Raw genomic sequence first — 25,060 nt, 5'->3', positions numbered from 1 at the left:
GGACGGCGTGATCAGGAGGCGGCGTAGGTATCCCGGAACTGCTGTCGCAGCTGGTTCTTCTGCACCTTGCCCATGGTGTTGCGCGGCAGCGCGTCGACGAAGAACACCCGCTTGGGTTGCTTGTACTTGGCCAGCCGTCCCGCCAGTGATTCGATGACCCGGGTCTCGTCGATCCGGGCGCCGGGGCGCGGCACCACCACGGCGGTCACCCCCTCGCCGAAGTCGGGATGCGGCACGCCGATCACCGCGGACTCGTCCACCTCGTCGAGTTCGTCGATGACCTGCTCGATCTCCTTGGGGTAGACGTTGTAGCCGCCGGAGATCACCAGGTCCTTGTCGCGGCCGACGATCTGTACGTACCCGTGCTCCTCCACCCGGGCCAGGTCGCCGGTGATGAAGAAGCCGTCCTCGAGCAGTTCCTCTCGGGTCTTCTCGGGCATCCGCCAGTAGCCGATGAACACGTTGGGCCCGCGCACCTGGAGCATGCCGATCTCGCCGTCGGCGACGGGCTCGCCGGTCTCGAGGTCGGTGATGCGGATCTCGACGCCGGGCAGCGGGCGGCCCACGGTGCCGGCGATGCGCCGTCCGTCGTAGGGGTTGGAGAGGTTCATGTTGGTCTCGGTCATGCCATAGCGCTCGAGGATGGCGTGGCCGGTGCGCTGCTCGAAGGCCTGGTGGGTCTCGGCGGTCAGCGGCGCCGAACCGGAGACGAACAGGCGCATGCTGGCGGTCAGTGCCGCGCTCAGCCGCTCGTCCTGCAGCAGGCGCGTATAGAAGGTCGGCACCCCCATCATGGCGGTGGCCCGCGGCAGCTCCTCGACGATCACGTCGGCATCGAAGCGCGGCAGGAACAGCATGCTGGCGCCGGACATCATCACCACGTTGCAGGCCACGAACAGGCCGTGGGTATGGAAGATCGGCAGGGCATGGATCAGCCGGTCGGCGTCGGTGAAGCGCCAGCTCGCCACCAGCGCCTCGGCGTTGGAGCGCAGGTTGTCATGGGTCAGCATGGCGCCCTTGGAGCGCCCGGTGGTGCCCGAGGTATAGAGGATCGCCGCCAGGTCGCGCTCGCCGCGGGGCACGATGTCGTCGCGCGGCGTGGCCGTCTCGCCCTGGGCCATCAGGCTGCCGTCGCCCCGGGTGCCGAGGCTCTCGACCGCCGGGCAGCCGCATTCCCCGGCGATCTGCCGGGCGCTGTCGAGGTCCTGGGGACGGCACACGAACAGCGCGGGCTCGGCGTCGCCCAGGAAGTAGCGGATCTCCTCGCCGGTGTAGCCGGTGTTGAGCGGCAAATAGACGCCACCGATGCGCAGGCAGGCCAGGTACAGCAGGACGGTCTCGGGGCTCTTGTCCACCTGCACGGCGACGCGATCGCCGGGGCTTACGCCCAGCGCGGTCAGGGCGCCCGCCACTCGGCTCGTCGCCGCCAGGGCCTGGGCATAGGTATAGCCGCGCCCCTCGCGAGTGATGATGAACTCGGCATCCCCCCGGTCCTGCATGCGGCGGGCCAGGGTGTCGAAGAGGTTGTGGCTCATTTTGCAGTCTCTCCCTTGAGCAGTTTGCGGGCGCGCCGGTCGAGGTCGCGGATGCCCGAGGAGTGGGCGATGGTGCCGTCGGTGCTGTATTGCTCGTGATTGCGTTCGATGTCGTCGAGCACGTAGAGGTAGTTGACCATCAGCCCGGCGGCCTGGCGCAGGCCCTTCGTGGACACGTCGCCCAGCCAGTTGATGCGATGCAGCTCCGCGCCGTTGCCGAGGTGGAAGCGCGCCACCGGGTTGAGCGGCAGGCCGCGGCGGTTCTTCTCGCGCAGCAGGTAGTGGGCGGCCAGCGGCTTGACGACCTCCTCGAGCGCGGCGGCCCGTTGCGGGTCCCGGTGCCAGTCGTCGGTCTCGAGGGCCTCGAGGACCTGGCGGGCCTCGCCGGCGAGCGGGGCATCGTCGCCCAGACAGGTGGTCTCGAGCCACTGCCGGAAGCCGGGCACCGGTGACAGGGTGACGAAGTGGCGCAGCCCGGGCAGCTCCTGCTTCAGCTCCTGGACGACCTGCTTGATCAGGAAGTTGCCGAAGGAGATGCCGCGCAGTCCGGTCTGGCAGTTGCTGATGCCGAAGAAGGCCGCGGTGTCGGCGGCGTCCGAGGCCTCGACGTCGTTGTCGTGGCCGTGGAGGATCGCCTGGATCTGGTCGGGCAGGCCCTTGTTCAGGGCCACCTCGACGAAGATCAGCGGCTCGTCGCCGATCGCCGGATGGAAGAACGCGAAGCAGCGGCGGTCGCGGGCGTCCAGGCGACGCCGCAGGTCGTTCCAGTCCTGGATCTCGTGGACCGCCTCGTAGTGGATGATGCGCTCGAGGATGGCGGCCGGGGTGTTCCAGTCGATGCGCTTGAGCACCAGGAAGCCGCGGTTGAACCAGGAGGCGAACAGGTGCGCGAAGTCGGCGTTCAGCGCGCCCAGCTCGGGATGCTCGGGCAGCAGCGGCAGCAGGTCCTCGCGCATGCGCACCAGTTCGTGGGTGCCGCCGCTGGTCAGGTTGAGCCGGCGCAGCACCTCCTGGCGGCTCGGCTCGCAGGCATCGAACAGCGCCTGCAGGGCGAGGGTGTCCCGCGAGTCGCGGTAGCGGGCATAGGCCTGGTCGATGTGCCCGGGGTCCGCGGAGAAGTCCTCGGTGAGGCGCTCGAAGAAGCGCTGCTTCTCCGGGGCGTCGAGCCTCGAGTAGAGCTCCAGGCAACGGCCGGCGAGGGTGATGCTCGACGCCTCGCCATCGCTTTCCAGCAGCGCCCTGCAGGACTCGACCAGGCGACCATGGCTGGCGGGCAGCCGCTCGTCGCTACGCCGCCGGCGCAGGGCATCGCGCTGGGTGATGGTGCTGAACATTTCCTGGAGGAAGCTCATGTTCATGGCGGGTCGCCTCTTATGAGTGGCTCATGATCAGGTCGGGCAGCCAGGTGGCGATGCCCGGGAAGAAGCACAGCAGGACGATGCCCAGCACCATGCACAGCGCATAGGGGAGGCTCCCCATCAGGATGTCGCGCAGCTCGATGTCCGGGGCGATGCCCTTGATGATGAACAGGTTGAGGCCCACCGGCGGGGTGATCAGGCCGATCTCCAGGTTGATGGTCAGCACCACCGCGAACCAGTAGGGGTCGAAGTTGGCCGCCAGGATGATCGGCAGCAGGATCGGCGCGGTCATCACGATCACCGCCACCGGGGGCAGGAAGAAGCCGGCCACCAGCAGGAAGAGGTTGATGATCGCCATCAGCACCCAGCGGTTGACCTCGAGGTCGGCGATCGCCCCGGCCACCGTCTGGGTGATGAACAGCGACGACAGGGCGAAGGCGAAGATCTCGGCGGCGGCGATGATCAGCATGATCATCACGCTCTCGCGCAGGGCATCGCGCATGATCAGCGTGAGCGGCTTCGCCTGCCACATGCGGTAGACCAGGATCGCCAGCGCCAGGCACAGGAAGGCGCCGGCCCCGGCCGCCTCCGAGGGGGTGGCGACGCCGCCGTAGAGGGCGAACAGGATGCCGGTGACCACCACCAGGAAGGGCACCACCCGCACCAGCGCCTTGAGGTTGCCCTCGACGTTCTGCTTGACCTGGTGGGCCGCCGCCGCCAGCGGGCTCGGGGTGCCATAGCCGCCGGCCAGCTTGCAGGCGAGCAGCGTCCAGGCCATGAACAGCCCGGCGAGCATCAGCCCGGGCAGGGCGCCGGCGATGAACAGCCGGCCGATGGAGGTCTCGGTGGAGATGCCGTAGACGATCATGGTCACCGAGGGCGGGATCAGGATGCCCAGGGTGCCACCGGCGGCGATGCAGCCGGCGGCGACGCCGTCGGGATAGCCGCGCTTGCGCATCTCGGGAATGCCCAGCTTGCCGATCGCCGCGCTGGTGGCCGGCGAGGAGCCCGACAGGGCGGCGAAGATCGAGCAGGCGCCGATGTTGGAGATCGCCAGGCCGCCGGGCATCCTGCCCAGCCACAGGTCGAGGGAGCGATACAGGTCGCGCCCGGTGGGCGAGGAGGCCACCGCCGCGCCCATCAGGATGAACATCGGGATCGCCACGAAGCCGAAGGAGGCGATGCTGCTGAAGAAGGTCTCGCCGAAGTAGGTCAGCTCGCTCATGCCGCGGTCGAGCACCAGGGCGCCGAGCGCGACGCCGCCCAGGGCGAAGGCGATGGGGGTGCCGATCGCCATCAGCACGAACAGCGCGAGGATGACCAGGATACCGCTGGTGACTGGATCCATAATCAGGATTCTCCGCGTAGGATTTCCGCCAGGTACTGCAGCGTGAGCAGGCTGATGCCGAGGGCCAGGGGCAGCAGGGCCGGCCACAGCGGGGGGTTCCACACCGTGCCGGTGGTCCAGCCACCGTGGTAGGCCTCGAGGAGGTAGTGCCAGCCGCCGTAGGTCAGGGCGGCGCAGAAGCCCAGCCCGACCAGTGACGCGACCAGCTGCATGGCCTTGCGGGGCCAGCCGCCGAGGGCATCGGGAAGGACCGTGACCGCGACATGGCCGCCGGTCATCAGCACATAGGGGGCGCCGAACAGCATGGCGCCGGTGATGGAGAAGACGGCGAACTCGGTCTGCCAGGTGGTGCTCTCCCCCAGCACGTAGCGCATGAAGATCATGTGGCAGACCGCCAGCACGCCCGCCAGCAGCAGGGCGCCGGCGAGGACGGCGACCGCGGTCGACAGGCGGTCGAGCACACGGATATAGGCGCCGATCACGCCACGGCTGGGCGTAACCGCGCGACTGGGACTGTGATCCATGGGACACCCCGGCGTAAGTGAGTGGGGGGCTGCCTCGGGCGAGGCAGCCGGGGATTGGCGCACGGGATCACTCGACGGCCAGGGCCGCGTCGATCAGTGCCTGACCGTTGGGGACGTTCTCGGCGAAGGTCTTGTAGGAGCTCTGCTTGGCGATCTCCAGCCAGGCATCGTAGTTCTCCTCGCTCATGGTCACGACCTCGACGCCATTTTCCTCGTAGACGTCCACCAGCTTCTGGTCGAGGGCCGCGGCCTCGCCGGCGAAGTACTCCTCGGCCTTCTGGCCCGCCTCGCTGAGGGCCTGCTGCTGTGCCTCGTTGAGCCTGTCCCAGCTCTGCTCGGAGATCAGGATCGGCTCGTACATGAACCACAGGGCGTTCTCGCCCGGGGCGGTCAGGCAGTCGACCTGCTCGTAGATGCGGTAGGAGACGAACGAACCGGAGGAGGTGTTGGCGCCGTCGAGCACGCCGGTCTGCATGGCGGTGTAGATCTCGGAGGACGGCATCGAGGCGATCGACGCGCCGGCGGTGGCCAGCATCTCGTCGAAGGCCGGGCCGGCGGCACGCATGGTCTGCCCGTCGACGGTGTCCGGGGCGGTGATGCAGCGCATGTTCGAGGCGAAGCCGCCCGCCAGCCAGGCGTCGGACAGCACCCGGGCCCCGGCGTCGTTTATCACCTGCTTGATCATGTCCATGAACTCGGAGTCGTTGAGCCGCTGGGCGCGCTCGTGGCTGCGCACCAGGCCGGGCATCAGGGTGGCCGAGAACTCCGGATGTCGGCCGCTGGCGTAGTCGAGGGGCAGCGAGGTCATGTCGAGTCGGCCCCGCACCAGCGCCGGCCATTGCTCCTTGGCCTTGAACAGCGACTGTCCGGGGTGGACCTGGATCTGCAGGTCGACGTCCGCGGCGGCGACCTCGTCGGCGATCAGCTGCACCATCTCGTCACGCACGTCGCCCTGGCCGCCGGGGAACTGGTGGGAGGCACGCAGCACGGTGTCCGCCGCGGCGGCACTGCTGAAGGCGAGGGCCAGCGAGAGGCAGGCAACGGCGGATGCGATCGGGGTTTTCATGGCGTCTCCTGAGAGATTGTTGTTGTGTGATATATATCAGCATGGCTGATGTATACTTCTTATAGGCTTGACATATACTAGTGTCAAACGCCGCGGGACTAGACCATAGTGGCAATGACCCCGGCGTATCGGCGTTCCATTGCAAGGGAGGTGGCCTGTGAGCGGCGCGAAACGATCGAACGCCCAGCGACTCAAGGATTCGCTGGAGGACGACATCATCAACGGGCGACGCCTGCCCGGCGAGCGGCTCGATCCCGAGGCCCTGGGCCGGGAATATCAGGTCTCGCGCACCCCGGTGCGCGAGGCGATCCAGCAGCTGGTGGCCAGCGGCCTGGTCACGGTGACGCCCAAGAAGGGCACCTTCGTGGCGAAGATCGGCATCGACCAGCTGATCGAGATGTTCGAGGTCATGGCGGAGCTGGAGGGCATGTGCGGTCGCCTGGCGGCGCGGCGGATCACCGCGGGCGAACTCGCCGAGCTGCGCGAGGCCCTGGGGCGCTGCGAGGCCGCCGCCCGGGGTGGTGACCCGGACGAGTACTACTACGAGAACGAGGGGTTCCACCACGCCATCTACGCGGCGAGCCACAATGGCTTCCTGGCCGAGGAGGCCCGCCAGCTGAAGCAGCGGCTCAAGCCCTACCGTCGCATGCAGCTGCAGGTGCGCCACCGCATGGGCACCTCGCTGGACGAGCATCGGCGGATCCTCGCCGCCATCGAGGCCGGGGAGGCGGAGCAGGCCGAGCATGTCCTGCGCGAGCACGTGCTGATCCAGGGCGAGCGTTTCAGCGACTTCGTCTCCAGCGTCAGGGCCCTCGAGCGGCAGGGGGCGTCCCTGGCGCCGTGAGCGGCCCCGCGGCCGGTCCGTGGCGGCGAGAGGCCGCTATGTTCCGGACTGGGCGCTTGGCCTACGCTGAGAGGTAAAGCCGGTCGGCGGGGCCAACTCAGGCGCTAGCGGGCCGGCGGCGAGGGCAGACCGCCTTCGCATCGCGATCCGGGTGAGGGCCGCCGTCATGCAGGATTCCCCCATTCACCTCTTGCTGGTCGAGGACAATCCGCTTCACAGCAAGCTGATCCAGCGGCTGCTCGCCGCCGATACCCAGCTCGACTGCGATGTCGAGGCCGTGGACAACCTGGCCGACGGGCTCACGCGGCTGGTCAAGGGCGGGCTGGACCTGGTGCTGCTCGACCTGGTGCTGCCCGACAGCGAGGAGCTGGAGACGCTGTTCCGCGTGCGCCTGGTGGCGCCCCAGGTGCCGGTGGTGGTGCTGACCAGTCTCGACGACCTCAAGCTGGCCGCCCGGGCGGTGGAGTCCGGCGCCTACGACTACCTGGTCAAGACGCACCTCAAGGGTGTGGCCCTGGGGCGGGCGATCCGCTACACCCTGTCCCGTGCCCGGGCCCGGGGCGGCGAATGGGACTCGCCGATGTTCCGCCTGGCCCAGCAGCAGTTTCTCAAGGCCGCCCAGTACATGGGCCTGGACGACAATATCCGCCAGCGGCTGCTGTTCCCCCAGCGCACCCAGATGGTCAGCTTCCCCTTCTTTCGCGACGATCGCGCCCAGGTGGAGACCGTCTTCGGCTACCGGGTGCAGCACGTGCTCTCCATGGGACCGACCAAGGGTGGCATCCGCTATCACGAGGACGTGGACCTCGGCGAGGTCGCCGCCCTGGCGATGTGGATGACCTGGAAGTGTGCGCTGATGCGGCTGCCCTTCGGCGGCGCCAAGGGCGGGGTGCGGGTCGACCCCACCACCCTCAGCGATCGCGAGCTGCAGCGCCTGACGCGCCGCTACACCACCGAGATCATCGAGACCATCGGCCCCGACAAGGACATCCCGGCGCCGGACATGGGCACCGACGAGCGCGTCATGGCCTGGCTGATGGACACCTACAGCCAGCAGATCGGCCATGCGGTGCCGGCCGTGGTCACCGGCAAACCGGTGGTGCTGGGCGGCTCCCTGGGGCGCAAGGAAGCCACCGGGCGCGGCCTGGTGTACCTGATCGAGGCCTCGGCGTCGCACCTGGGCATCGAGCTCGCCGGCGCCACGGCGGTGATCCAGGGCTTCGGCAACGTCGGCAGCCACACCGCCATCTTCCTCGCCGCTCTCGGGGTGCGGATCATCGGCGTCGGCGATGCCTCCACCGCGCTGTATTGCCGCGATGGCCTCTCGGTGGAGGCGCTGCTCGCCTATGTGGCCGGGCACCGGGTGCTGGCGGGCTACCCGGATGCGGAGGTGATCGGCAACGCCGAACTGCTCGAGCTGCCCTGCGATGTGCTGGTGCTGGCGGCCCTGCAGAACCAGGTGACGGTCGAGAACGCCGCCCGCCTGAATTGCCGGCTGCTGGCCGAGGGGGCCAACGGGCCCACCACCCTCGAGGCGGACGATATCCTCGCCGATCACGACGTCTTCGTGCTGCCGGATATCCTCGGCAATGCCGGGGGGGTGACGGTGTCCTACTTCGAGTGGGTGCAGGGCATGCAGAACCTGATGTGGACCCACGAGGAGATCAACCGCCGACAGCAGGCGATCCTGCTGGACGCCTTCGAGCGCACCCTGGAACGGGCCGAGGAGAGTCACCTCGACATGCGCACGGCGGCCCTGATCGAGGGCGTCACGCGGGTCACCGAGGCCAAGCTGCTGCGCGGCGTCTTCCCGTGAGCGCCCGGGAGGAGAGGCGATGAACGGGGAGACCGGGACAGGCGACCGCCGGGGACTCCGCGATCCGGCGGCCTTCCTGAGCCTGATCCAGGCCATCACCCGGGCGGCCAACGAGGCCATGCGGGTCGATGACGCGCTGCGCCATGCCCTCCAGGAGGTCTGCCGGCACACCGGCTGGGCCATCGGCCATGCCTGGTTGCTGGCCGACCCCGCCACCGGAGAACTGGTCTCGACCCGGCTGTGGTATCCCGACGACGACCGGGCCTTCGCGGTCTTCCGTCGCCTCACCGAGGCGGCCCGCTGGGGGGCCAGCGGGGGGCTGGTGGAGCGCGTCCAGCGCCGTGGCGCGCCGGTCTGGATCCGCGATGTCACCCAGGATCCCGACTTCCAGCGCGCGCAACAGGCTCGCGACATCGAGGTGCGGGCCGGGGCCGCCTTCCCGGTGCTGGTGGGCGACGAGGTGGTGGCGGTGCTGGAGTTCTTCGCCGAGTGCACCATGGCGCCGGATGACGCCCTGATGGAGGTGATGGCCCAGACCGGCACCCAACTGGGCCGGGTGATCGAGCGCGAGCGGGCCGACCGGGCCCTGCGCGAGAGCGAGCGCCGCCTGGCGACGCTGATGGCCAACCTGCCCGGCATGGCCTATCGCGGCCTGAACGATCGCGGCTGGAGCATGGAATTCGTCAGCGAGGGCAGCCGCGAGCTGACCGGCCATGCGCCCGAGGCCCTGATCCAGGGGCAACCGAGCTATGCCGACCTGATCCATCCCGAGGAGCGCGAGGACCTGTGGGAGGCGGTCCAGGCCGCGCTGGGCGAGCGGCGTCCCTTCCAGGTCGAGTATCGCATCCAGGCGCGGGATGGCACCGTGAAATGGGTCTGGGAACAGGGCTGTGGGGTCTTCGGCGAGGCCGGCGAGCTCCAGGCGCTGGAAGGCTTCATGACCGACATCACCGAGCAGCGCCTGAGCCGTCAGGTGCTGGCCGCCCAGGTGGAGGAGACCGAGGTCGAGCGGAGCCGGGCGGAGGCCACCCACCACCAGCTCAGCGAGGCCCTCGAGGCGATCTCCGAGGGCTTCACCCTCTACGATGCCGAGGATCGGCTGGTGGTGTTCAACAGCCGCTTCCGTGATGACTACTCGGGCGTGGCGCAGGTCGTGGAGCAGGGCGTGTGCTTCGAGACCCTGATCCGTACCGCCGTCGATACCGGTGTCATCGATCTCGGCGGCATGGATCCGGAAGCCTGGATCGCGCGGCGGCTGAAGCGGCGGCGCAATCCGGGAACGCCCTTCATCTTCCGCCGCACCGATGGCAAGCAACTGCAGGTGAGCGAACGCCGCACCCGCGATGGCGGGGTCGTGGCCATCTACACCGACATCACCCAGCTGGAGGAACAGCGCGAGAGCCTCGAGGCGCAGGTGGCGATGACCGAGGCCGCCCAGGCCCGCGCCGAGGCGGCGCATGCCCAGCTGACCGAGGCCCTGGAGTCGATCGCCGAGGGCTTCGCGCTGTTCGACGCCGAGGATCGGCTGGTGCTGTTCAATTCCCGCTTCAAGGAGCATTTCGTCACCCCGGGGGAGGTGGTCCGGCCGGGCCTGGGCTTCGAGGAACTGCTGCAGGCCGTGGTCGACAGCGGCTATACCCCGCGGGACTATCCCTCCGGGGAGGCCTACATCCGCGCGCGCCTGGCGCAGCACCGCCATCCCGTCGGGCCCTTTCAGTTCACCCGCAGCGACGGCGTGTGCGTGCAGATCAGCGAGCACCGCACCGCCGAGGGGGCCCATGTCGGGGTCTACTCGGATATCACCGAGCTGGAGCACCACCGCCAGCGCCTGGAGGAGATGGTCGCCGAGCGCACCGCGGCCCTGCAGGCGACCACCGAGCAGCTGCGTGCCTCCCAGGTCGAGCTGCGCCGGGCCCGGGACGAGGCGCAGCAGGCCAGCCTGGCCAAGAGCGAGTTCCTGGCCAACATGAGCCACGAGATCCGCACGCCGATGAACGGGGTGATCGGCATCGCCGAGCTGCTCGAGCGCACCGCGCTCACCGAGCAACAGGCCGATTACGTGGCGATCATCCAGAAGTCCGCCGACACCCTGCTGGGGCTGATCAACAACATCCTCGACTTCTCGAAGATCGAGGCGGGGCGGCTCGAGCTGGAAACGACCGACTTCGTGCTGCGCGACACCCTCGGTGACACCCTGCAGACCCTGTCCCTGCAGGCCGACGAGAAGGGCCTGGAGCTGGCGGTGCACATCCCGCCGGAGGTGCCCGACCGGGTACGCGGCGACCCGGTGCGCCTGAGGCAGGTGGTGGTCAACCTGGTCGGCAACGCCATCAAGTTCACCGAGGCCGGCGAGATCGTGGTCGACCTGGCCATCGAATCTCTCGACGGCAGCCGGCTGCGGCTCGCTTTCGAGATCCTCGATACCGGGGTGGGCATCCCCGAGGCCAAGCGCCGCCAGATCTTCGAGGCCTTCAGTCAGGCCGATACCTCCACCACCCGGCAGAGCGGCGGCACCGGGCTGGGCCTGTCCATCGCCGCCCAGCTGGTCGGCATGATGGGCGGACGCATCGAGGTCGACAGCGGTCCCGAGGGGCGCGGCAGCCGCTTCGTGTTCGCCATCGATCTCGGCCTGCCCGGCCAGCGTCCGACGCGGCCCTCGCATCCCAGCGAGCTGCACGGCCGGCCGGTGCTGGTGGTCGACGACAATGCCACCAACCGCCGCATCCTCGAGGAGATCCTGCTCAGCTGGGGCATGCGTCCCACCGTGGTGGCGAGCGGCGCCGAGGCCCTCGCCGCCATCGACGAAAGGGAGGCTCGCGGCGAGAGCTTCCCGCTGGCGCTGCTCGACGTGATGATGCCGAGGATGAACGGCCTGGAACTGGCCGCGCGCATTCGCGAGCACCCGACCCACGCCGGCATTCCGATCCTGATGCTCTCCTCGGGCGGTCGTTCCGGTGACGCCGAGCAGCGCCGCCGGCTGCGCATCGCCCGTTTGCTGCTCAAGCCGGTCAAGCAGTCGGAGCTGCTCGATGCGGTCGGCGAGGTGCTGGAGATCGGCAGCGTCCGCCGCCGGCCCGACGTCGGGCGCGAGACACGGCCGATGGGCGGGGGCGGACGCCGGGTGCTGCTGGTGGAGGACGGGATCACCAACCAGCGGGTGGCGACGGACCTGCTGCTCCAGCGTGGCCACCGGGTCGAGCTGGCCGAGAACGGTCGCGAGGCGCTGGATGCCGTGCGGCGTCATGCCTTCGACGTGGTGCTGATGGATATCCATATGCCGGTGATGGATGGCCTGGCGGCCTCCCGGGCGATCCGCGAGCTCGAGCGGGACCGCGGCGGGCATGTGCCGATCGTGGCGATGACGGCGAGCGCCACCAAGGAGGATCGCCAGCGCTGCCTGGCGGCGGGCATGGATGATTTCGTGACCAAGCCCTTCCGCGCCGCCGAGCTCTACGCCGCCGTGGAGGACGTCGCGAGCCGGGGGACGGCGCCCGCCAGCCCCCCGCCGACGCCTGAATCGGACTCGTCGGCCTGCCTGGACTGGCAGACGGCCCTGGACAACCTCGACGGCAATCGGGCGCTGCTGGCCGAGATGGTCGAGATCTTCCTCGAGGAGTGCCCCCAGTTGCTGCAGGCGATGGAGACCGCCCTGGGCGAGGGCGATGCCCGGACGCTGCGCCGCCATGCCCATACCCTCAAGGGCTCGGCCCGGGTGTTGGGCGGGCAGGCCGCGGGGCAGGCCGCGCTGCGTCTCGAGACCCTGGCCAAGGCCGGCGAGTTGGAGCGCGCCGGGCCGGCCCTCGAGGCGCTGCGCCAGGCCGTGGCGGCGCTGACCCCGCTGCTCGAGGCGGCACGGCGCGGCTAGTTGTGTAAACCCACCGGGTTGTCTCCAAGGCTTTGTCGGAAAAGTCGACGAGCGAAGGCTAGGGCTAGGCCCGCTCCCGGCGGGCCAACGCATTTCCCACATCCATGTGGGTCACAAGGCAAACATCGGTGACAAATCGGCAAGGACTGCCGATTTGGGCAGCTTCGCTGCTCTCAGAGCGAGCGACATGGATGTCGCGAGTCAGAAGGCGCAGTTTACAGCTAGTAAATGAGCACTTTGACCGGGCTCGCGCACGAGCCGATTGTTAACGCCGTATCGCCGAGCGCAGGCCTTTTCGGACATTGCCTAAACTGAAGCTGTCATCGGCCGTTGTCCACGGGGGCGGTATATGGGTTCGATCATCGAGCGCGATGCCTTCACGGCAGCCGATTTCCGGCTGTTCGGCAGGCGCCTGAGGGCCAGCCTCGGCATCCTGCGCGACGTGCTGGCCCAGCCCGGGTTCGGCGTCGGGCCCGCGACGATCGGCGCGGAGCTGGAGGCCTACATCACCGATGTCGACGGCCGGGTGCTGAACATCAACCAGACCCTCGTCGACGAGCTCAAGGATCCCCAGCTGCAGCTCGAACTGAATCGCTACAACATCGAGTACAACCTGGCCCCCCTGGAGCTCCAGGACTGGCCCCTGCATGCCCTGGAACAACAGCTGCTGCAGGTGCTGGCCCGGCTGCAGTCGGCCGCCGCGGTCCACCAGGGGCGCATCGTCCCCATCGGCATCCTGCCCACCCTGCGCGCCGAGGACCTCGGTGAGCACGCCATGACCGACCTGCCGCGCTATCGGGCCCTCGAGCGGGAGCTCAAGCGCCTGCGCGGCGAGGACTTCAGCGTCGAGATCCATGGCGACGACACCATCCGCGTCAGCAGTTCCCATGTGGTGCTGGAGGGGGCCAACACCTCCTACCAGCTGCACCTGCGCGTGGCGCCCGAGGACTATGCCGACACCTTCAACACCATCCAGCTGGTGACCCCGCTGGTGCTGGCGCTGGGCGCCAACTCGCCGCTGTTCCTGCAGCACTGCCTGTGGGAGGAAACCCGCATTGCCCTGTTCAAGCAGGCGGTGGACTGTCGCATGCGCGGCAGCGGGCGCTGGCGCCAGCCGTCCCGGGTGGCCTTCGGCCAGGGCTGGGTACGCCGCGGCGCCTGGGAGCTGTTCGCCGAGACGGTCGCCCTGCACCGGCCGATCATGCCCGTCAACGGCGAGGGGCCGCTGGAGGGCTGGCAGCCCGGCACCGGGGCTCCGGCCCTGCCGGAGCTGCGCCTGCACATGGGCACCGTCTGGCCCTGGAACCGGGCCGTCTACGATCCCGCCTACGGTGGCCACCTGCGGGTGGAGATGCGCGCCCTGCCGTCGGGCCCCAGTGCCGTGGACATGGTGGCCAACACCGCCCTGATGCTCGGGCTGGTGGCCGGGCTGCGCGAGGATATCGACGACTGGCTGAGTGCCATGCCGTTCCGCTTTGCCGAGTACAACTTCTATCGCGTCGCCCAGCACGGCCTGGCGGCGCGGCTGCTGTGGCCCCACCGCCGCCACCACCGGCTCGAGGAAGTGGCGGTCGTCACCCTGCTCGAGCGCCTGCTGCCCCATGCCAGCCGGGGCCTGCGCTCGCTCGGCGTGGCGACGGCCGACAGCGCGCCCTACCTGTCGACGATCGAGCATCGCCTGGCCGCGCGCCTCAACGGCGCCGTCTGGCAGCGCGAGGTGATGCAGGGCCTCGAGCGGCAGGGCCTCGAGCGCCTCGACGCCTGCCACCGGATGCTGGCGCGCTATGGCGAGGCGTCGCAGGCCAACCGGCCGGTGGCCAGCTGGTCGAGGGAGGCGTGAATGGTCGCGCTGCGCCTGCCCATCCTTCGCGACCCGCCCGTCGACCACGCCGACGTGGGTGCCTGGGTGGAGGCCCTGGGCGAGGCCACCTGGATCGTCCTGTCCGGGGCCGACGACCGGCGCTGCCGGGTGATCACCACCCTGCTGCACGGCAACGAGCCCTCCGGGGTCCTGGCCCTGCACCGCTGGCTGGTCGAGCGCCCCCGGCCGCGAACGCGGCTGGCGGTGCTGGTGGCCAACGTCGAGGCGGCCCTGACACCGCCGCACTTCACCCACCGCAGCGTGCCCGGCGGGCACGACCTCAATCGCTGCTTCCGGCCCCCCCACGAGGGTACCGGCGGGGCGCTGGCCCGGGCCATCGTCGAGGATCTCCAGGCCTGGGCTCCGGAGTGTGTCATCGACCTGCACAACACCTCGGGCAATGGTCCCTCCTTCGCCGTGGCCACCCAGCGCGACCCGCGTCTCGAGCGGCTGGCGGGACAGTTCTGCGAGCGGCTGATCGTCACCGACTTCCGGCTGGGCAGCCTGATGGAGCTGCCCCTCCTGGTGCCGGGGCTCGCTCGCTGCCCGATGCTCACCCTGGAGTGCGGGGGCGCCCTGCAGCCGGAGGCGCTGGCGGTGGCCGGCCGCGTCTATCGCCGCCTGGCCGAGTGGGCGGAGCTGAGCGAGCTGGGCGCCAACCCCGACCTCGATATCCTGGTGCACCCCCTGCGCGTGGAGCTCCGTCCCGGGGTGAGCATCGCCTATGCCCGCGAGCCCCAGCCCGGGGTGGACGTGACGCTGTGGGCGCGCATCGACGAGCACAATCATGGCCTGACGCTGCCGGACACCTTCCTGGGCTGGCTGGGGGCAGGCGGGCTGGCCGGGCTGCAGGCCTGCGATGCCCGGGGGCGGGACCGCCTGCCGGAGCTGCTCTGCGAGCGCCAGGGACGGCTCTATCCCCGTGGCCCGATGCGCCTGTTCATGGCCACCACCAACGTCGAGATCGCCCGCAGCGACTGCCTGTTCTATATCGTGCCGCTGTAAGCCGCGGCCCGCCGTGGCATTACCTCAGCGGTATCGCGCGGGGCTGAACCGTCGACAAGCCCCGGGGTGCCGGACCATCGAGGAGGCGCTGTGAATACCTCCCTGTACGCTACCGACGCCCTGCGGCGCTCTCGCGTCCCGCTCCGCTTGCAGGTCCGGTGCTGGCCATCCATGGCCAGCCCGTTCGGAGCCGTGCTCCTCACCCCTGGCGTAGGACCTCCTCTTCGGCTTGTCCCCGGAGCCCCTCATCAGCCCCAACTGAGATGGCCCTGGTCATCGACCGGGGAATGTTGGCCGCCATCGCCTGTCCCTGTAGGGTAGGCGAGCGCTCAACCGAGGAGGCGTCATGTTCCCGAGTTTCTCCCTTCGCTATGCCCGGCTGCCGGCGCGGCTGCGCGCCGATTGCCTGCCGACGCCGGTGGCCGAGCCTCGCCTGGTGGCCTTCAACCGCGAGCTGGCCGACGAGCTCGGCTTCGACCTCGCGGCCTTCGACGCCCAGCGCGCCGCCGAGGTGTTCGCCGGCAATGCCGTCCCCGAGGGGGCCGAGCCACTGGCCATGGCCTACGCCGGCCACCAGTTCGGCAACTTCGTGCCCCAGCTCGGCGACGGTCGGGCGCTGCTGCTGGGCGAGGTGGTCGACCGTCGCGGACGCCTGCGGGACCTGCAGCTCAAGGGCGCGGGCCGCACCCCCTTCTCCCGGGGCGGCGACGGTCGCGCCCCCCTGGGACCGGTGCTGCGCGAGTACCTGGTCAGCGAGGCCATGCACGCCCTGGGCCTTCCCACCACCCGGGCGCTGGCCGCCGTGACCACCGGCGAACGGGTCTTCCGGCGCATCCCCGAGCCCGGAGCGGTGCTGACCCGGGTCGCCGCCAGCCACCTGCGGGTGGGCACCTTCCAGTACTTCGCGGCGCGGCGCGACACCGAGGCGGTGCAACTGCTCGCCGACGAGGCGATCGACCGCCACTATCCCGACCTGCCGGGAGAGCTGGCCGACGGGCCGGCGGGCGAGCGCTACCTGGCGCTGCTCGAGGCCATGGTGGGACGCCAGGCCGAGCTGGTGGCCCGCTGGATGGGCATCGGCTTCATCCATGGCGTGATGAACACCGACAACACCTCGATCTCCGGCGAGACCATCGACTACGGCCCCTGCGCCTTCATGGACAGCTACGACCCGCGCACCGTGTTCAGCTCCATCGACGAGCGCGGCCGCTACGCCTACCTCAACCAGCCGGTCATCGCCCAGTGGAACCTGGCGCGCTTCGCCGAGACGCTGCTGCCGCTGATCGATGACGACAGCGATCGCGCCATCGCCCGGGCGACATCGGTCATCGAGGCCTTCACCGAGCGCTTTGATGCCTGCTGGCAGGCGGTGCTGCGCGCCAAGCTGGGACTGGTGGTGCAGGAGGAGGGCGATGGCGCCCTGGCCCAGGAGCTGCTGGACGCCATGCAGGCGGGCAAGGCCGACTTCACCCTGGCCTTTCGCCGGCTGGCCGATGCCCTCGACGGCCCGGAGGGCGAGGCCCACCTGGCCGAGCTGTTCGACGACCGCGAGGCGCTGGCGGACTGGCTGCCGCGCTGGCGGGAGCGCCTCGCCCGTGAGGACGTCGACGAGGCGCAGATCGCCCGTCGGCTGCGTGGCACCAACCCCGCGGTGATACCGCGCAACCACCGGGTGGAGCAGGCTCTGGCCGCGGCGGCCGAGGAGGACGACTTCGCGCCCTTCGAGGCGCTGCTGGCGGTGATCACCCGGCCCTTCGAGGCACCACCGCACGGCGAGGTCGACTACACCCGCCCGCCCCATGACAGCGAGAAGGTGCTGCGGACCTTCTGCGGTACCTGAGCCATCACCGCGCGCTGACACGAAACGACGGCCGACAGGGTCGGCCGTCGCGCCTCGCGAGCGACGCACGCGGACGCGATGTCACTCGGGCTGGGAGACCATGATGGGCTCGCCGATGGGACCGATCTGGAAGACGACGAACCTGACGCCTTCCTCACCCGTCACGCTTGCGACCATCGGCTTGTCGGGGACTTCATGAATCACCTCGCCGGCCTTGGCCTCTCGGGGCTCCTGGCCTTCGATCTCTACTCGGAGGCTGCCATCGAGCACATAGACGAAAAGATTTCCCGGGTGGATGTGTCGCCCGAAGACCTTACCCGGCTCCTCCTCGAACAGCACGATGTTCACCTCCATGCCCTCAATGCCTTGCAGCTCCGTCGTCAGCAAGGTTGTCGGGTCGCCGGATGCCGACATGGGAATTCCACCCAGAGCGACGGCGAATGCCCCGGCAGTAACTGCGCTTGGCATGCATCGATTCATGATGACCTCCCCGCCGCCACGCGGGCGGTCGGGTGAAGTGGGAGTGCGGACCACCGGCCTGCGCCATGACCTCAGCGCAGCCGAAGGGCAGATGGAACCCATCCGAGCGACGGACGCCCGGACCATGGGCCAGGCCGGTATGCCGGGGTGACAGCCGTCTGTCACCCACTTTCTGGCATAGCCCGCTCCTCCCGGGCGGTCAAGGCGCTCCCCTGGTTGAGCGGCGTGCCGAGCTCGAGGGTGCGGTCGCAGCTGTGGCGCACCAGGTCACGGTCGTGACTGACCAGCAGCAGGGCGCAGCCGCGCTCGCGGGCGAGCTCGGTCATCAGCGGCAGGATCTCGCGCTGGGTGAGCGGGTCCAGCCGCGAGGTGGGCTCGTCGGCGAACAGCAGCACCGGGTCGAGCAGCAGCACCCGCAGCAGCGAGAAGCGTTGCAGCTCGCCGCCCGAGACCTCGCCGGGCCGGCGCGCGAGCAGCGCCGACGACAGCCGGAGGCGTTCCAGCAGCGGCGGCACCCGGTCGCGGTCCAGGCGGTGGCGCCGGAGCAGGTCGTCGAGCAGGGTGCCGAGCGTCCAGTGCGGCGCGAAGGCCGCCGGTGGGTCCTGGTAGAGCTTCTGGAAGCGATGCGGCGCGAGGCCGGTGGCGCGCTCCACCCGACCGCGATCCGGGGTGCCCAGGCCGAGTAGCAGGTTGCCCAGGGTGCTCTTGCCGCAGCCCGAGGGCCCGGCAAGGCCGACCACCTCGCCGGGCGACAGCGAGAGCGACAGCGCCTCGAAGAGCCGCCGGCCGCCCAGCGTCTTGCCGAGCCCATGGGCCCGCAGCACCGGCTCGCCGGCCGCACGCGGCGGCGTGGCGCGGGCCGTCCATTCGGCCGGATCGGCGGCCAGCAACCGGCGGCCGAAGTCGCTCCGCGGCCGGCGCAGCAGCTCGGCGGCCTCGCCTTCCTCCAGACAGCGCCCGTCGCGCAGGATCATCACCCGGCCGCCCAGTCGCCGGGCGACCTGGATATCGTGGGTGATGGTGAGCAGCATGCCGCCGTCGCGCTGGGCCTCCTGCAGCAGCGCGACCACCTCGTCGCGGCGGTCGCTGTCCAGGCCCTTGGTGGGCTCGTCGGCGATCACCAGCCGCCCGCCCGCCGCGGTGGCGGCGGCGAAGGCCAGCCGCTGCGCCATGCCCCCGGACAGCTCGCTCGGCAGGCGGCGTGCGGCCTGGCCGAGGCCCAGCCGGGCCAGCGCCCGCCGCGTGCGCTCGCGGGCCCGGCCGGCGTCGTCGCCGGCGACGAAACGGTAGGTCTCGCGGACCTGCTCGCCGGCGCGCATCAGCGGGTCCAGGGCATGCCAGGGCTCCTGGGGCAGCAGCACCAGCTCGCGGCCCCACAGCCGGCGGCGTTCGCCCCGTCGCAGGTCGAGCAGCTGCCGGCCATCGAGGCGGACCTCACCGCGCGCCTCGAGGCCGGCAGGCAGGGTGCCCATGATCGCCTGGGCCAGCAGGCTCTTGCCCGCGCCGGTCTCGCCGAGCAGGGTCAGGTTCTCGCCGGCGGACAGGCGGAAGCTGCAGGGGGCGACCAGGCAGTCGTCGCCGGCCCAGACGCCGAGGTCGATGGCGTGAAGTGTCATTGGGGCTCCCTCCCGGCCAGCAGTTGGCAGCCCAGCACCAGCAGGAAGAGCACGGCGATGGGTTGCAGGATGATCCACGGCGCCTCGCGGTAGTAGGGCAGCAGGTCGGTCATCATCAGCCCCAGCTCCGCGGTGGGCGGTTTCAGGCCGATGCTGACGAAGCCCAGGGCGGCGATCGCCAGGATGGCGTTGGCGGCGCCGAAGGCGGCCAGCGTCGAGATCGCCGGCGCCAGCGCCGGCCACAGGTGGCGTCGCAGCAGGTAGCCGGGGCCGAAGCCCAGCAGCCGTGAGGCCTGGAGCTGAGGCGAGGCGGCCAGGCTACGGGTGGTGGCGCGCACCACGCGGAAGTATTCGACCCACAGCACCAGGGCAATGCCGAGGTACAGCGCCCAGAACTGACCCGGGGCGATGGCGGCCAGCAGCAGCACCAGCAGCAGGCCGGGCAGGGCCAGCACGCAGTCGGCGACCAGCCCCAGGGCGCGGTCCGTCCAGCCGCCGCGCCAGCCGGCGAGCACGCCCAGCAGCACGCCGGGCAGCGCGGCGCTCAGCACGCTCACCAGCGCCATGCCGGTGGAGAGGCGGATGGCCGCGGCCATGCGGGCGAGCTGGCTGCGCCCCAGGTGGTCGGTACCCAGGGGCTCGGCCAGGCTGGGGGCGGCCAGGGTGTTCATCAGGTCCTGGCGCGCCGGGTCCAGCGCCGTGACCAGCGGCAGCAGCCAGGCCACGGCCAGCAACGCGAGCAACAGGCCGGCGCCCCAGCGCCGCGCGCGGGGCAGGGACAGCCAGCGGGAGGGAAGCAGGGAAAGTGTCGCGATCATGCCTGGCGCCTCCGGGGATCGATGAGCAGGCAGGTCAGGTCGACCAGGGTGTTGAGGGCCACGAACAGCAGCCCCATGGCCAGCGCGGTGCCCTGGACCATGGGCACGTCGCGGGCGACCAGGGCGTGCACCAGGGCATGGCCGATGCCGGGCCAGGCGAACAGCGACTCCACCACCACCACACCCTCGATGAGATAGACCAGCTGCACGCCGAGGTAGGCCACCACGGGGACACCGGCGTTGCGCAGGCCGTGGCGCCAGAAGACGCGCGACGGTGACAGGCCCTTGGTCAGGGCGAAGGCATGGAAAGGCGAACCGGCGACCCCGGCCATGGCGTTGCGCGCCACCCGGGTCGAGACGGCGGCGAGCCCCAGGGCCAGCGCCAGCGCCGGCAGCCAGGCGTGGCTCGCGCCGCCGTGACCGGCGGCGGGGAACCAGCCGAGGCCGACCGAGAAGGCCATGATCAACAGCAGCCCGATCACGAAGGAGGGCAGCGAGCGCAGCAGCACCGCGCCGAGCAGGTTGGCGCGATCGAGCCAGCCGTCGCGGCGCAGCCCGGCGAGCATGCCCAGCGGCGGGCCGATCAGCAGCGCCAGCAGCACGGCGACGATCGCCAGGTCCAGGGAGTGGCCGAGCTGGTGGCGCACCTCGCTCCAGACCGCCTCGCCGCTGACCAGCGAGTGGCCGAGGTCGAGGCGCGCCAGGTCGCCCAGCCAGTGCAGGTAGTCGCCGAGCGGCGAGCCGCCCAGGGCGAGTTCCCGGGATACGGCCTCGGCGGCGTCGCGGTCGACGTTCTCGTAGCCGTAGCGGCCGGCGGCGATGCGATAGGCCATGTCGCCGGGCAGCGCCCGGGTCAGCAGGAAGGTCAGGGTGCCGACGCCCCAGGCCACCAGCCCCGCCTGCAGCAGCCGGCCGAGCAACAGCGAGGTCAGGCGGCTCATGTCTCGCTCCAGCTGAGGTCGGTGAGGCGGTAGCTGCGCTCCAGGGGATCGAGGCTGAAGCCGTCGAGCCGCGCATTCACCGCCGCGCTCTGCTGGTACCAGGCCACGGGAATGACCGGCAGCGCCGCGTTGAGCAGATCGGCGGCGGCGCCGGCCTGCTCGCGACGCGCCTCGCCCGGCGGGGTCTCGGTCAGCGAGGCGAGCAGGTCGGTCAGCCGCGGGTCGGACCAGTTCATGGCGCCCCAGTCGCCACCGTCGGGGGAGAAGTCCTCGCGCAGGGTGGCCAGCGGATCCGGTACCAGGCCGTAGTTGCGCGCCATCAGGCCCATCTCCAGGGAGCCGTCGTGGTGGCCGGCGGGAATCTCGCTGGCGTTGCCGACGTTGACCGCGACATCGACGCCCAGTTCGCGCCACTGGTCCTGCAGGGCGGTGGCGATGATCGGCAGCTCCGGGCGGTCGGCGAAGGTGGTCAGGGTCAGTGCCAGGCGCCGGCCGTCGCGGGTGCGGATGCCGTCATCGCCGAGGGTCCAGCCCTGGTCGTCGAGCAGCGTCCGGGCGGTGTCGAGGTCGCGCTCGGGCGCACCGAGGTCGTCGCGATGCCAGCCCGCCAGGGCGGGGGGGAAGAGCTGGTTGGCGGCGGCCTGCGGGGTGCGCATCACGCCCCGGGCGATGCCCTGGCGGTTCACGGCCAGGCTCAGCGCGCGGCGCGTCGGCGCCTCCGCCAGGGCCGGGTGGGCGGCGTTAAGTTTCACCACCACGGTGCGCGGCAGCGGCGTGGAGGCCAGTGCCAGGTTCGGCTGGCGCGCCAGGCGCAGGCGGCTGGCCGGGTCGAGGGTGAAGACGATGTCGGCATCGCCGCTCTGCGCCATCAGCGCGCGGGTCTCGCCGCGAGGCGCGGCCAGGTAGCTGGCCGCCGCGATGCTCGCCGGCTCCCCCCAGTAGTCGTCGAAGCGCGCCACCCTCAGTCGCTGGGGCGTCTGCAGGGAGGTGACGGCATAGGGGCCGGTGCCGATGACCTCGACGGCCCGGCCATCGTCATCGAAGGAGCCCGGGGCGAGGATCTGGGTCGAGCTGTGGGCCAGCAGGGCCGGCAGCAGGGCGTAGGGGCGCGCGAGGCGCAGCACCACCGCGGGCCCCTCGGCCTCGATCGCCTCGATCGGCGCCTGGGCGAGCATGCCGGGGCGGGCGGCGGCACGCTCGAGGGCCGCCACGACGCTGTCGGCGGTGAGCAGCGAGCCGTCGTGGAAGCGCACCCCGTCGCGCAGCGTGAAGCGCCACTCGAGGCCGTCTTGCGAGGTCTCCCAGTGCTCGGCCAGGCCGGGAACCAGGCGGCCGTCGTGGTCGGTGTCGACCAGGGTCTCGGCGACCTGCATGCGCAGGAAGACATGGCCGGCGCGAGCGGGATCGGGGCTGTTGATCTCCCAGGGGGCGACGACGTCCAGGCGATCATCGACGTTCGCTGCCTGGACGGGGCCGGTGATCAGCCCGGCGGTCAGTGCCGCGGCGAGTAGCCAGGGGGACATGGATGGAGACTCCTTTCTCGTTATGAGATAACATTTCAAGGAGTCGCTTTTTAAATGATATAACGTAACAAGTCCAGCCCCGGGAGGACACCGCTTCGAGGCCTGCCGACGTCACGGGGTCACCTTGGTCCGGCGGATGAGGCCTGGCGGGTGAGGCCTGGCGGGTGAGAGACGCCAAGGGCGCGGCGGCGGTGCCAGGGGCAGACCCGGGGCCATGACGGGGCCGCGCCGACCCGCAGGCCGGCGCGGCGCGAAGGGAACCGTGGTGCGCCGCCGTGGCCGGCGACGCCGCACGGCATCAGGCCAGATCGAAGCGGTCGGCGTTCATCACCTTGGTCCAGGCCGTCACGAAGTCCTTCACGAACTTCTCCTGGTTGTCGTCCTGGGCGTACACCTCCGCGTAGGAGCGCAGGATGGAGTTGGAGCCGAACACCAGGTCGAGGCGGGTGGCGGTCCACTTCACCTGGTCGCTCTTGCGGTCGCGAATCTCGTAGAGACCGCTGCCGGTGGGCTTCCAGGTGTTGGCCATGTCGGTCAGGTTGACGAAGAAGTCGTTGGTCAACTGCCCTTCACGGCTGGTGAGCACGCCGTGCTTGTTGCCGCCGTGGTTGGTGCCCAGCGCCCGCATGCCGCCGACCAGCACGGTCATCTCGGGGGCGGTGAGGCCCAACAGCTGGGCGCGGTCGAGCAGCAGCTCCTCGGGCTTGACCAGGTAATCCTTCTTCAGCCAGTTGCGGAAGCCATCGGCCAGCGGTTCCAGCGGTTCGAAGGAATCGGCGTCGGTCATCTCGTCGCTGGCGTCGCCGCGGCCCGGCGAGAAGGGCACCAGGATGTCGTGGCCGGCGGCCCGGGCCGCCTGCTCGATGCCCACGCTGCCGCCCAGCACGATGAGGTCAGCCAGGCTGGCGCCGGTGTCGGCGGCGATCCCCTCGTAGACCTTCAGCACCCGGTGCAGGCGCTCGGGCTCGTTGCCCTGCCAGTCCTTCTGCGGGGCCAGGCGGATATGCGCGCCGTTGGCGCCGCCGCGCATGTCGGAGCCGCGGAAGGTGCGGGCGCTGTCCCAGGCGGTGGCGACCAGCTCGGCGACGGAGAGCCCGCTCTCGGCGATGCGCTGCTTGGCCGCCTCGACCGAGTAGTCGGTGTTGCCGGCCGGCACCGGGTCCTGCCAGATCAGGTCCTCGTCCGGCACTTCCGGGCCGATATAGCGCGACTTCGGCCCCATGTCGCGGTGGGTCAGCTTGAACCAGGCGCGGGCGAAGCAGTCCTTGAAGTAGTCCGGATCCTTCATGAACTTCTCGCAGTAGGCCCGGTACGACGGGTCCATCTTCATCGCCATGTCCGCATCGGTCATCATCGGGTTATGGCGAATGGACGGGTCGCTGGGGTCGACCGGCTTGTCCTCCTCCCGGATGTCGACGGGCTCCCACTGGTTGGCGCCGGCGGGGCTCTTCCTGAGCTCCCACTCATGGCCGAACAGCATGTCGAAGTAGCCCATGTCGAACTGGGTGGGATTCTGGGTCCAGGCCCCTTCCAGGCCGGAGGTGACGGCGTTGGCGGCCTTGCCCTGCATGTGGGGGTTGAGCCAGCCGAAGCCTTGCGCCTCGACGTCGGCGCCTTCCGGCTCCGGCCCCAGGGCCTCGGCGTCGCCGTTGCCGTGGGTCTTGCCGACCGTGTGGCCGCCGGCGGTCAGGGCGGCGGTTTCCTCGTCGTTCATGGCCATGCGCGCGAAGGTCTCGCGGACCTGCTCGGCGCTCTTGAGCGGGTCGGGCTGGCCGTTCACGCCTTCCGGGTTGACGTAGATCAGGCCCATCTGCACCGCGGCCAGCGGGTTTTCCATGGTGTCGGGCTGGTCGACGTCGCCGTAGCGAGTGTCGGAGGGGGCCAGCCACTCCTTCTCGGCGCCCCAGTAGATGTCCTTCTCGGGATGCCAGATGTCCTCGCGGCCGAAGGAGAAGCCGAAGGTCTTGAAGCCCATGGACTCGTAGGCCACGTTGCCGGCCAGGATGAACAGGTCGGCCCAGCTGAGCTTGTTGCCGTACTTCTTCTTGATCGGCCACAGCAGGCGCCGCGCCTTGTCGAGGTTGCCGTTGTCCGGCCAGGAATTGATGGGAGCGAAGCGCTGGTTGCCGGTTCCGCCGCCGCCACGTCCGTCGGCGATGCGATAGGTGCCGGCAGCGTGCCAGGCCATGCGGATCATCAGGCCGCCGTAGTGGCCCCAGTCGGCCGGCCACCACGCCTGGCTCTCGGTCATCAGGGCGTGCATGTCCTTCTTGAGCGCGTCGAAGTCGAGCTTCTTGACCTCCTCGCGATAGTCGAAGTCCTCGCCCATCGGATCGGTCTTGCGGTCGTGCTGATGAAGGATGTCCAGGTTCAGCGATTCCGGCCACCAGTCGGTGTTGGAGTGACCGCTGGCGGTCTGGCCTCCGTGCATCACTGGACACTTGCCGGCGGTGCTGTGTTGTTCGTTGCCCATCTCTACTCTCCAGTCGTCACGATGTCGGGTGGTGCGGATCCCCCAGCAACAGCGCAAGGCTCCCTGCCAGGGCGATGCACTGACCGAACCCGGGGGCTCACGGCGTCAGTGATAGGGGGCGTCACTCATCCCTCTCCCCCAAGCTTA

General features: G+C 70.2%; 17 protein-coding genes. 6 read left to right on the top strand and 11 right to left on the bottom strand.

What is annotated here, in order from left to right; all coding sequences use genetic code 11:
* Positions 1–11 precede the first annotated feature (11 nt).
* The 5 genes from QWY76_RS19115 to dctP form a co-directional block, all read right to left on the bottom strand.
* Entirely contained in the window at positions 12–1,535 is a 1,524-nt protein-coding gene (locus QWY76_RS19115) for a malonate--CoA ligase (RefSeq protein ID WP_290313121.1), read from the bottom strand.
* The gene (locus QWY76_RS19110) at positions 1,532–2,893 is read right to left on the bottom strand and encodes a malonyl-CoA decarboxylase (protein WP_290313120.1); all 1,362 of its coding nucleotides are present in this window, start codon (positions 2,891–2,893) and stop codon (positions 1,532–1,534) included. Before QWY76_RS19110 ends, QWY76_RS19115 begins: the two co-directional genes overlap by 4 nt.
* Positions 2,894–2,906: 13 nt before the next feature.
* A complete protein-coding gene (locus QWY76_RS19105; protein WP_290313118.1) occupies positions 2,907–4,241 on the bottom strand; it encodes a TRAP transporter large permease in 1,335 nt (444 codons plus the stop codon).
* 2 nt (positions 4,242–4,243) lie between these two features.
* Positions 4,244–4,765, bottom strand: a complete 522-nt coding sequence (locus QWY76_RS19100) for a TRAP transporter small permease (RefSeq protein ID WP_290313117.1) — start codon at positions 4,763–4,765, stop codon at positions 4,244–4,246.
* A gap of 67 nt (positions 4,766–4,832) precedes the next feature.
* The gene (gene dctP / locus QWY76_RS19095; RefSeq protein ID WP_290313116.1) at positions 4,833–5,831 is read right to left on the bottom strand and encodes a TRAP transporter substrate-binding protein DctP; all 999 of its coding nucleotides are present in this window, start codon (positions 5,829–5,831) and stop codon (positions 4,833–4,835) included.
* Positions 5,832–5,988: 157 nt separating this feature from the next.
* Here dctP and QWY76_RS19090 point away from each other — a divergent pair, with 157 nt between their 5' ends.
* From QWY76_RS19090 to QWY76_RS19065, 6 genes are all read left to right on the top strand, one after another.
* A complete protein-coding gene (locus tag QWY76_RS19090) occupies positions 5,989–6,675 on the top strand; it encodes a GntR family transcriptional regulator (RefSeq protein WP_290313115.1) in 687 nt (228 codons plus the stop codon).
* A gap of 166 nt (positions 6,676–6,841) precedes the next feature.
* Positions 6,842–8,491 (top strand): Glu/Leu/Phe/Val dehydrogenase dimerization domain-containing protein, encoded by a 1,650-nt coding sequence (locus QWY76_RS19085; RefSeq protein WP_290313114.1) that lies wholly within the window; start codon positions 6,842–6,844, stop codon positions 8,489–8,491.
* 19 nt (positions 8,492–8,510) lie between these two features.
* Positions 8,511–12,356 (top strand): response regulator, encoded by a 3,846-nt coding sequence (locus QWY76_RS19080; protein ID WP_290313113.1) that lies wholly within the window; start codon positions 8,511–8,513, stop codon positions 12,354–12,356.
* 349 nt (positions 12,357–12,705) lie between these two features.
* Complete coding sequence (locus QWY76_RS19075; RefSeq protein WP_290313112.1) at positions 12,706–14,196, top strand: glutamate-cysteine ligase family protein; 1,491 nt, start codon at positions 12,706–12,708, stop codon at positions 14,194–14,196.
* A complete protein-coding gene (locus QWY76_RS19070; RefSeq protein WP_290313111.1) occupies positions 14,197–15,222 on the top strand; it encodes a M14 family metallopeptidase in 1,026 nt (341 codons plus the stop codon).
* A 346-nt stretch (positions 15,223–15,568) separates the two neighbouring features.
* The gene (locus QWY76_RS19065; RefSeq protein WP_290313110.1) at positions 15,569–17,062 is read left to right on the top strand and encodes a protein adenylyltransferase SelO; all 1,494 of its coding nucleotides are present in this window, start codon (positions 15,569–15,571) and stop codon (positions 17,060–17,062) included.
* 81 nt (positions 17,063–17,143) lie between these two features.
* Here QWY76_RS19065 and QWY76_RS19060 read toward each other — a convergent pair whose 3' ends face one another.
* The 6 genes from QWY76_RS19060 to katG form a co-directional block, all read right to left on the bottom strand.
* On the bottom strand, positions 17,144–17,476 hold the full coding sequence (locus QWY76_RS19060) for a cupin domain-containing protein (protein ID WP_290313109.1): 333 nt from the start codon (positions 17,474–17,476) through the stop codon (positions 17,144–17,146).
* Positions 17,477–17,703: 227 nt separating this feature from the next.
* Complete coding sequence (locus QWY76_RS19055; RefSeq protein WP_290313108.1) at positions 17,704–19,158, bottom strand: ABC transporter ATP-binding protein; 1,455 nt, start codon at positions 19,156–19,158, stop codon at positions 17,704–17,706.
* Entirely contained in the window at positions 19,155–19,976 is an 822-nt protein-coding gene (locus QWY76_RS19050; protein ID WP_290313106.1) for an ABC transporter permease, read from the bottom strand. Before QWY76_RS19050 ends, QWY76_RS19055 begins: the two co-directional genes overlap by 4 nt.
* Positions 19,973–20,917 (bottom strand): ABC transporter permease, encoded by a 945-nt coding sequence (locus QWY76_RS19045; protein WP_353960416.1) that lies wholly within the window; start codon positions 20,915–20,917, stop codon positions 19,973–19,975. Before QWY76_RS19045 ends, QWY76_RS19050 begins: the two co-directional genes overlap by 4 nt.
* Positions 20,914–22,440, bottom strand: a complete 1,527-nt coding sequence (locus QWY76_RS19040) for an ABC transporter substrate-binding protein (protein WP_290313105.1) — start codon at positions 22,438–22,440, stop codon at positions 20,914–20,916. The genes QWY76_RS19045 and QWY76_RS19040 overlap by 4 nt, the downstream gene beginning before the upstream one ends.
* Before the next feature lie 298 nt (positions 22,441–22,738).
* Positions 22,739–24,913 carry a catalase/peroxidase HPI gene (gene katG, locus QWY76_RS19035; RefSeq protein ID WP_290313103.1) on the bottom strand — a complete coding sequence of 725 codons (2,175 nt, stop codon included), beginning with the start codon at positions 24,911–24,913 and terminating at the stop codon, positions 22,739–22,741.
* Positions 24,914–25,060: the final 147 nt, after the last annotated feature.

This window comes from Halomonas maura, from assembly GCF_030409305.1.
Classification (GTDB): Bacteria; Pseudomonadota; Gammaproteobacteria; order Pseudomonadales; family Halomonadaceae; genus Halomonas; species Halomonas maura.
This window is presented reverse-complemented; position numbering and strand designations above follow the sequence as displayed.

What these genes read in the sequence shown, in the direction of transcription:
- QWY76_RS19115 (WP_290313121.1), bottom strand. Translation starts at nt 1,535, where the DNA reads ATGAGCCACAACCTCTTCGACACCCTGGCCCGCCGCATGCAGGACCGG.
- QWY76_RS19110 (WP_290313120.1), bottom strand. Translation starts at nt 2,893, where the DNA reads ATGAACATGAGCTTCCTCCAGGAAATGTTCAGCACCATCACCCAGCGC.
- QWY76_RS19105 (WP_290313118.1), bottom strand. Translation starts at nt 4,241, where the DNA reads ATGGATCCAGTCACCAGCGGTATCCTGGTCATCCTCGCGCTGTTCGTG.
- QWY76_RS19100 (WP_290313117.1), bottom strand. Translation starts at nt 4,765, where the DNA reads ATGGATCACAGTCCCAGTCGCGCGGTTACGCCCAGCCGTGGCGTGATC.
- dctP (WP_290313116.1), bottom strand. Translation starts at nt 5,831, where the DNA reads ATGAAAACCCCGATCGCATCCGCCGTTGCCTGCCTCTCGCTGGCCCTC.
- QWY76_RS19085 (WP_290313114.1), top strand. Translation starts at nt 6,842, where the DNA reads ATGCAGGATTCCCCCATTCACCTCTTGCTGGTCGAGGACAATCCGCTT.
- QWY76_RS19080 (WP_290313113.1), top strand. Translation starts at nt 8,511, where the DNA reads ATGAACGGGGAGACCGGGACAGGCGACCGCCGGGGACTCCGCGATCCG.
- QWY76_RS19075 (WP_290313112.1), top strand. Translation starts at nt 12,706, where the DNA reads ATGGGTTCGATCATCGAGCGCGATGCCTTCACGGCAGCCGATTTCCGG.
- QWY76_RS19070 (WP_290313111.1), top strand. Translation starts at nt 14,197, where the DNA reads ATGGTCGCGCTGCGCCTGCCCATCCTTCGCGACCCGCCCGTCGACCAC.
- QWY76_RS19065 (WP_290313110.1), top strand. Translation starts at nt 15,569, where the DNA reads ATGTTCCCGAGTTTCTCCCTTCGCTATGCCCGGCTGCCGGCGCGGCTG.
- QWY76_RS19060 (WP_290313109.1), bottom strand. Translation starts at nt 17,476, where the DNA reads ATGTCGGCATCCGGCGACCCGACAACCTTGCTGACGACGGAGCTGCAA.
- QWY76_RS19055 (WP_290313108.1), bottom strand. Translation starts at nt 19,158, where the DNA reads ATGACACTTCACGCCATCGACCTCGGCGTCTGGGCCGGCGACGACTGC.
- QWY76_RS19050 (WP_290313106.1), bottom strand. Translation starts at nt 19,976, where the DNA reads ATGATCGCGACACTTTCCCTGCTTCCCTCCCGCTGGCTGTCCCTGCCC.
- QWY76_RS19045 (WP_353960416.1), bottom strand. Translation starts at nt 20,917, where the DNA reads ATGAGCCGCCTGACCTCGCTGTTGCTCGGCCGGCTGCTGCAGGCGGGG.
- QWY76_RS19040 (WP_290313105.1), bottom strand. Translation starts at nt 22,440, where the DNA reads ATGTCCCCCTGGCTACTCGCCGCGGCACTGACCGCCGGGCTGATCACC.
- katG (WP_290313103.1), bottom strand. Translation starts at nt 24,913, where the DNA reads ATGGGCAACGAACAACACAGCACCGCCGGCAAGTGTCCAGTGATGCAC.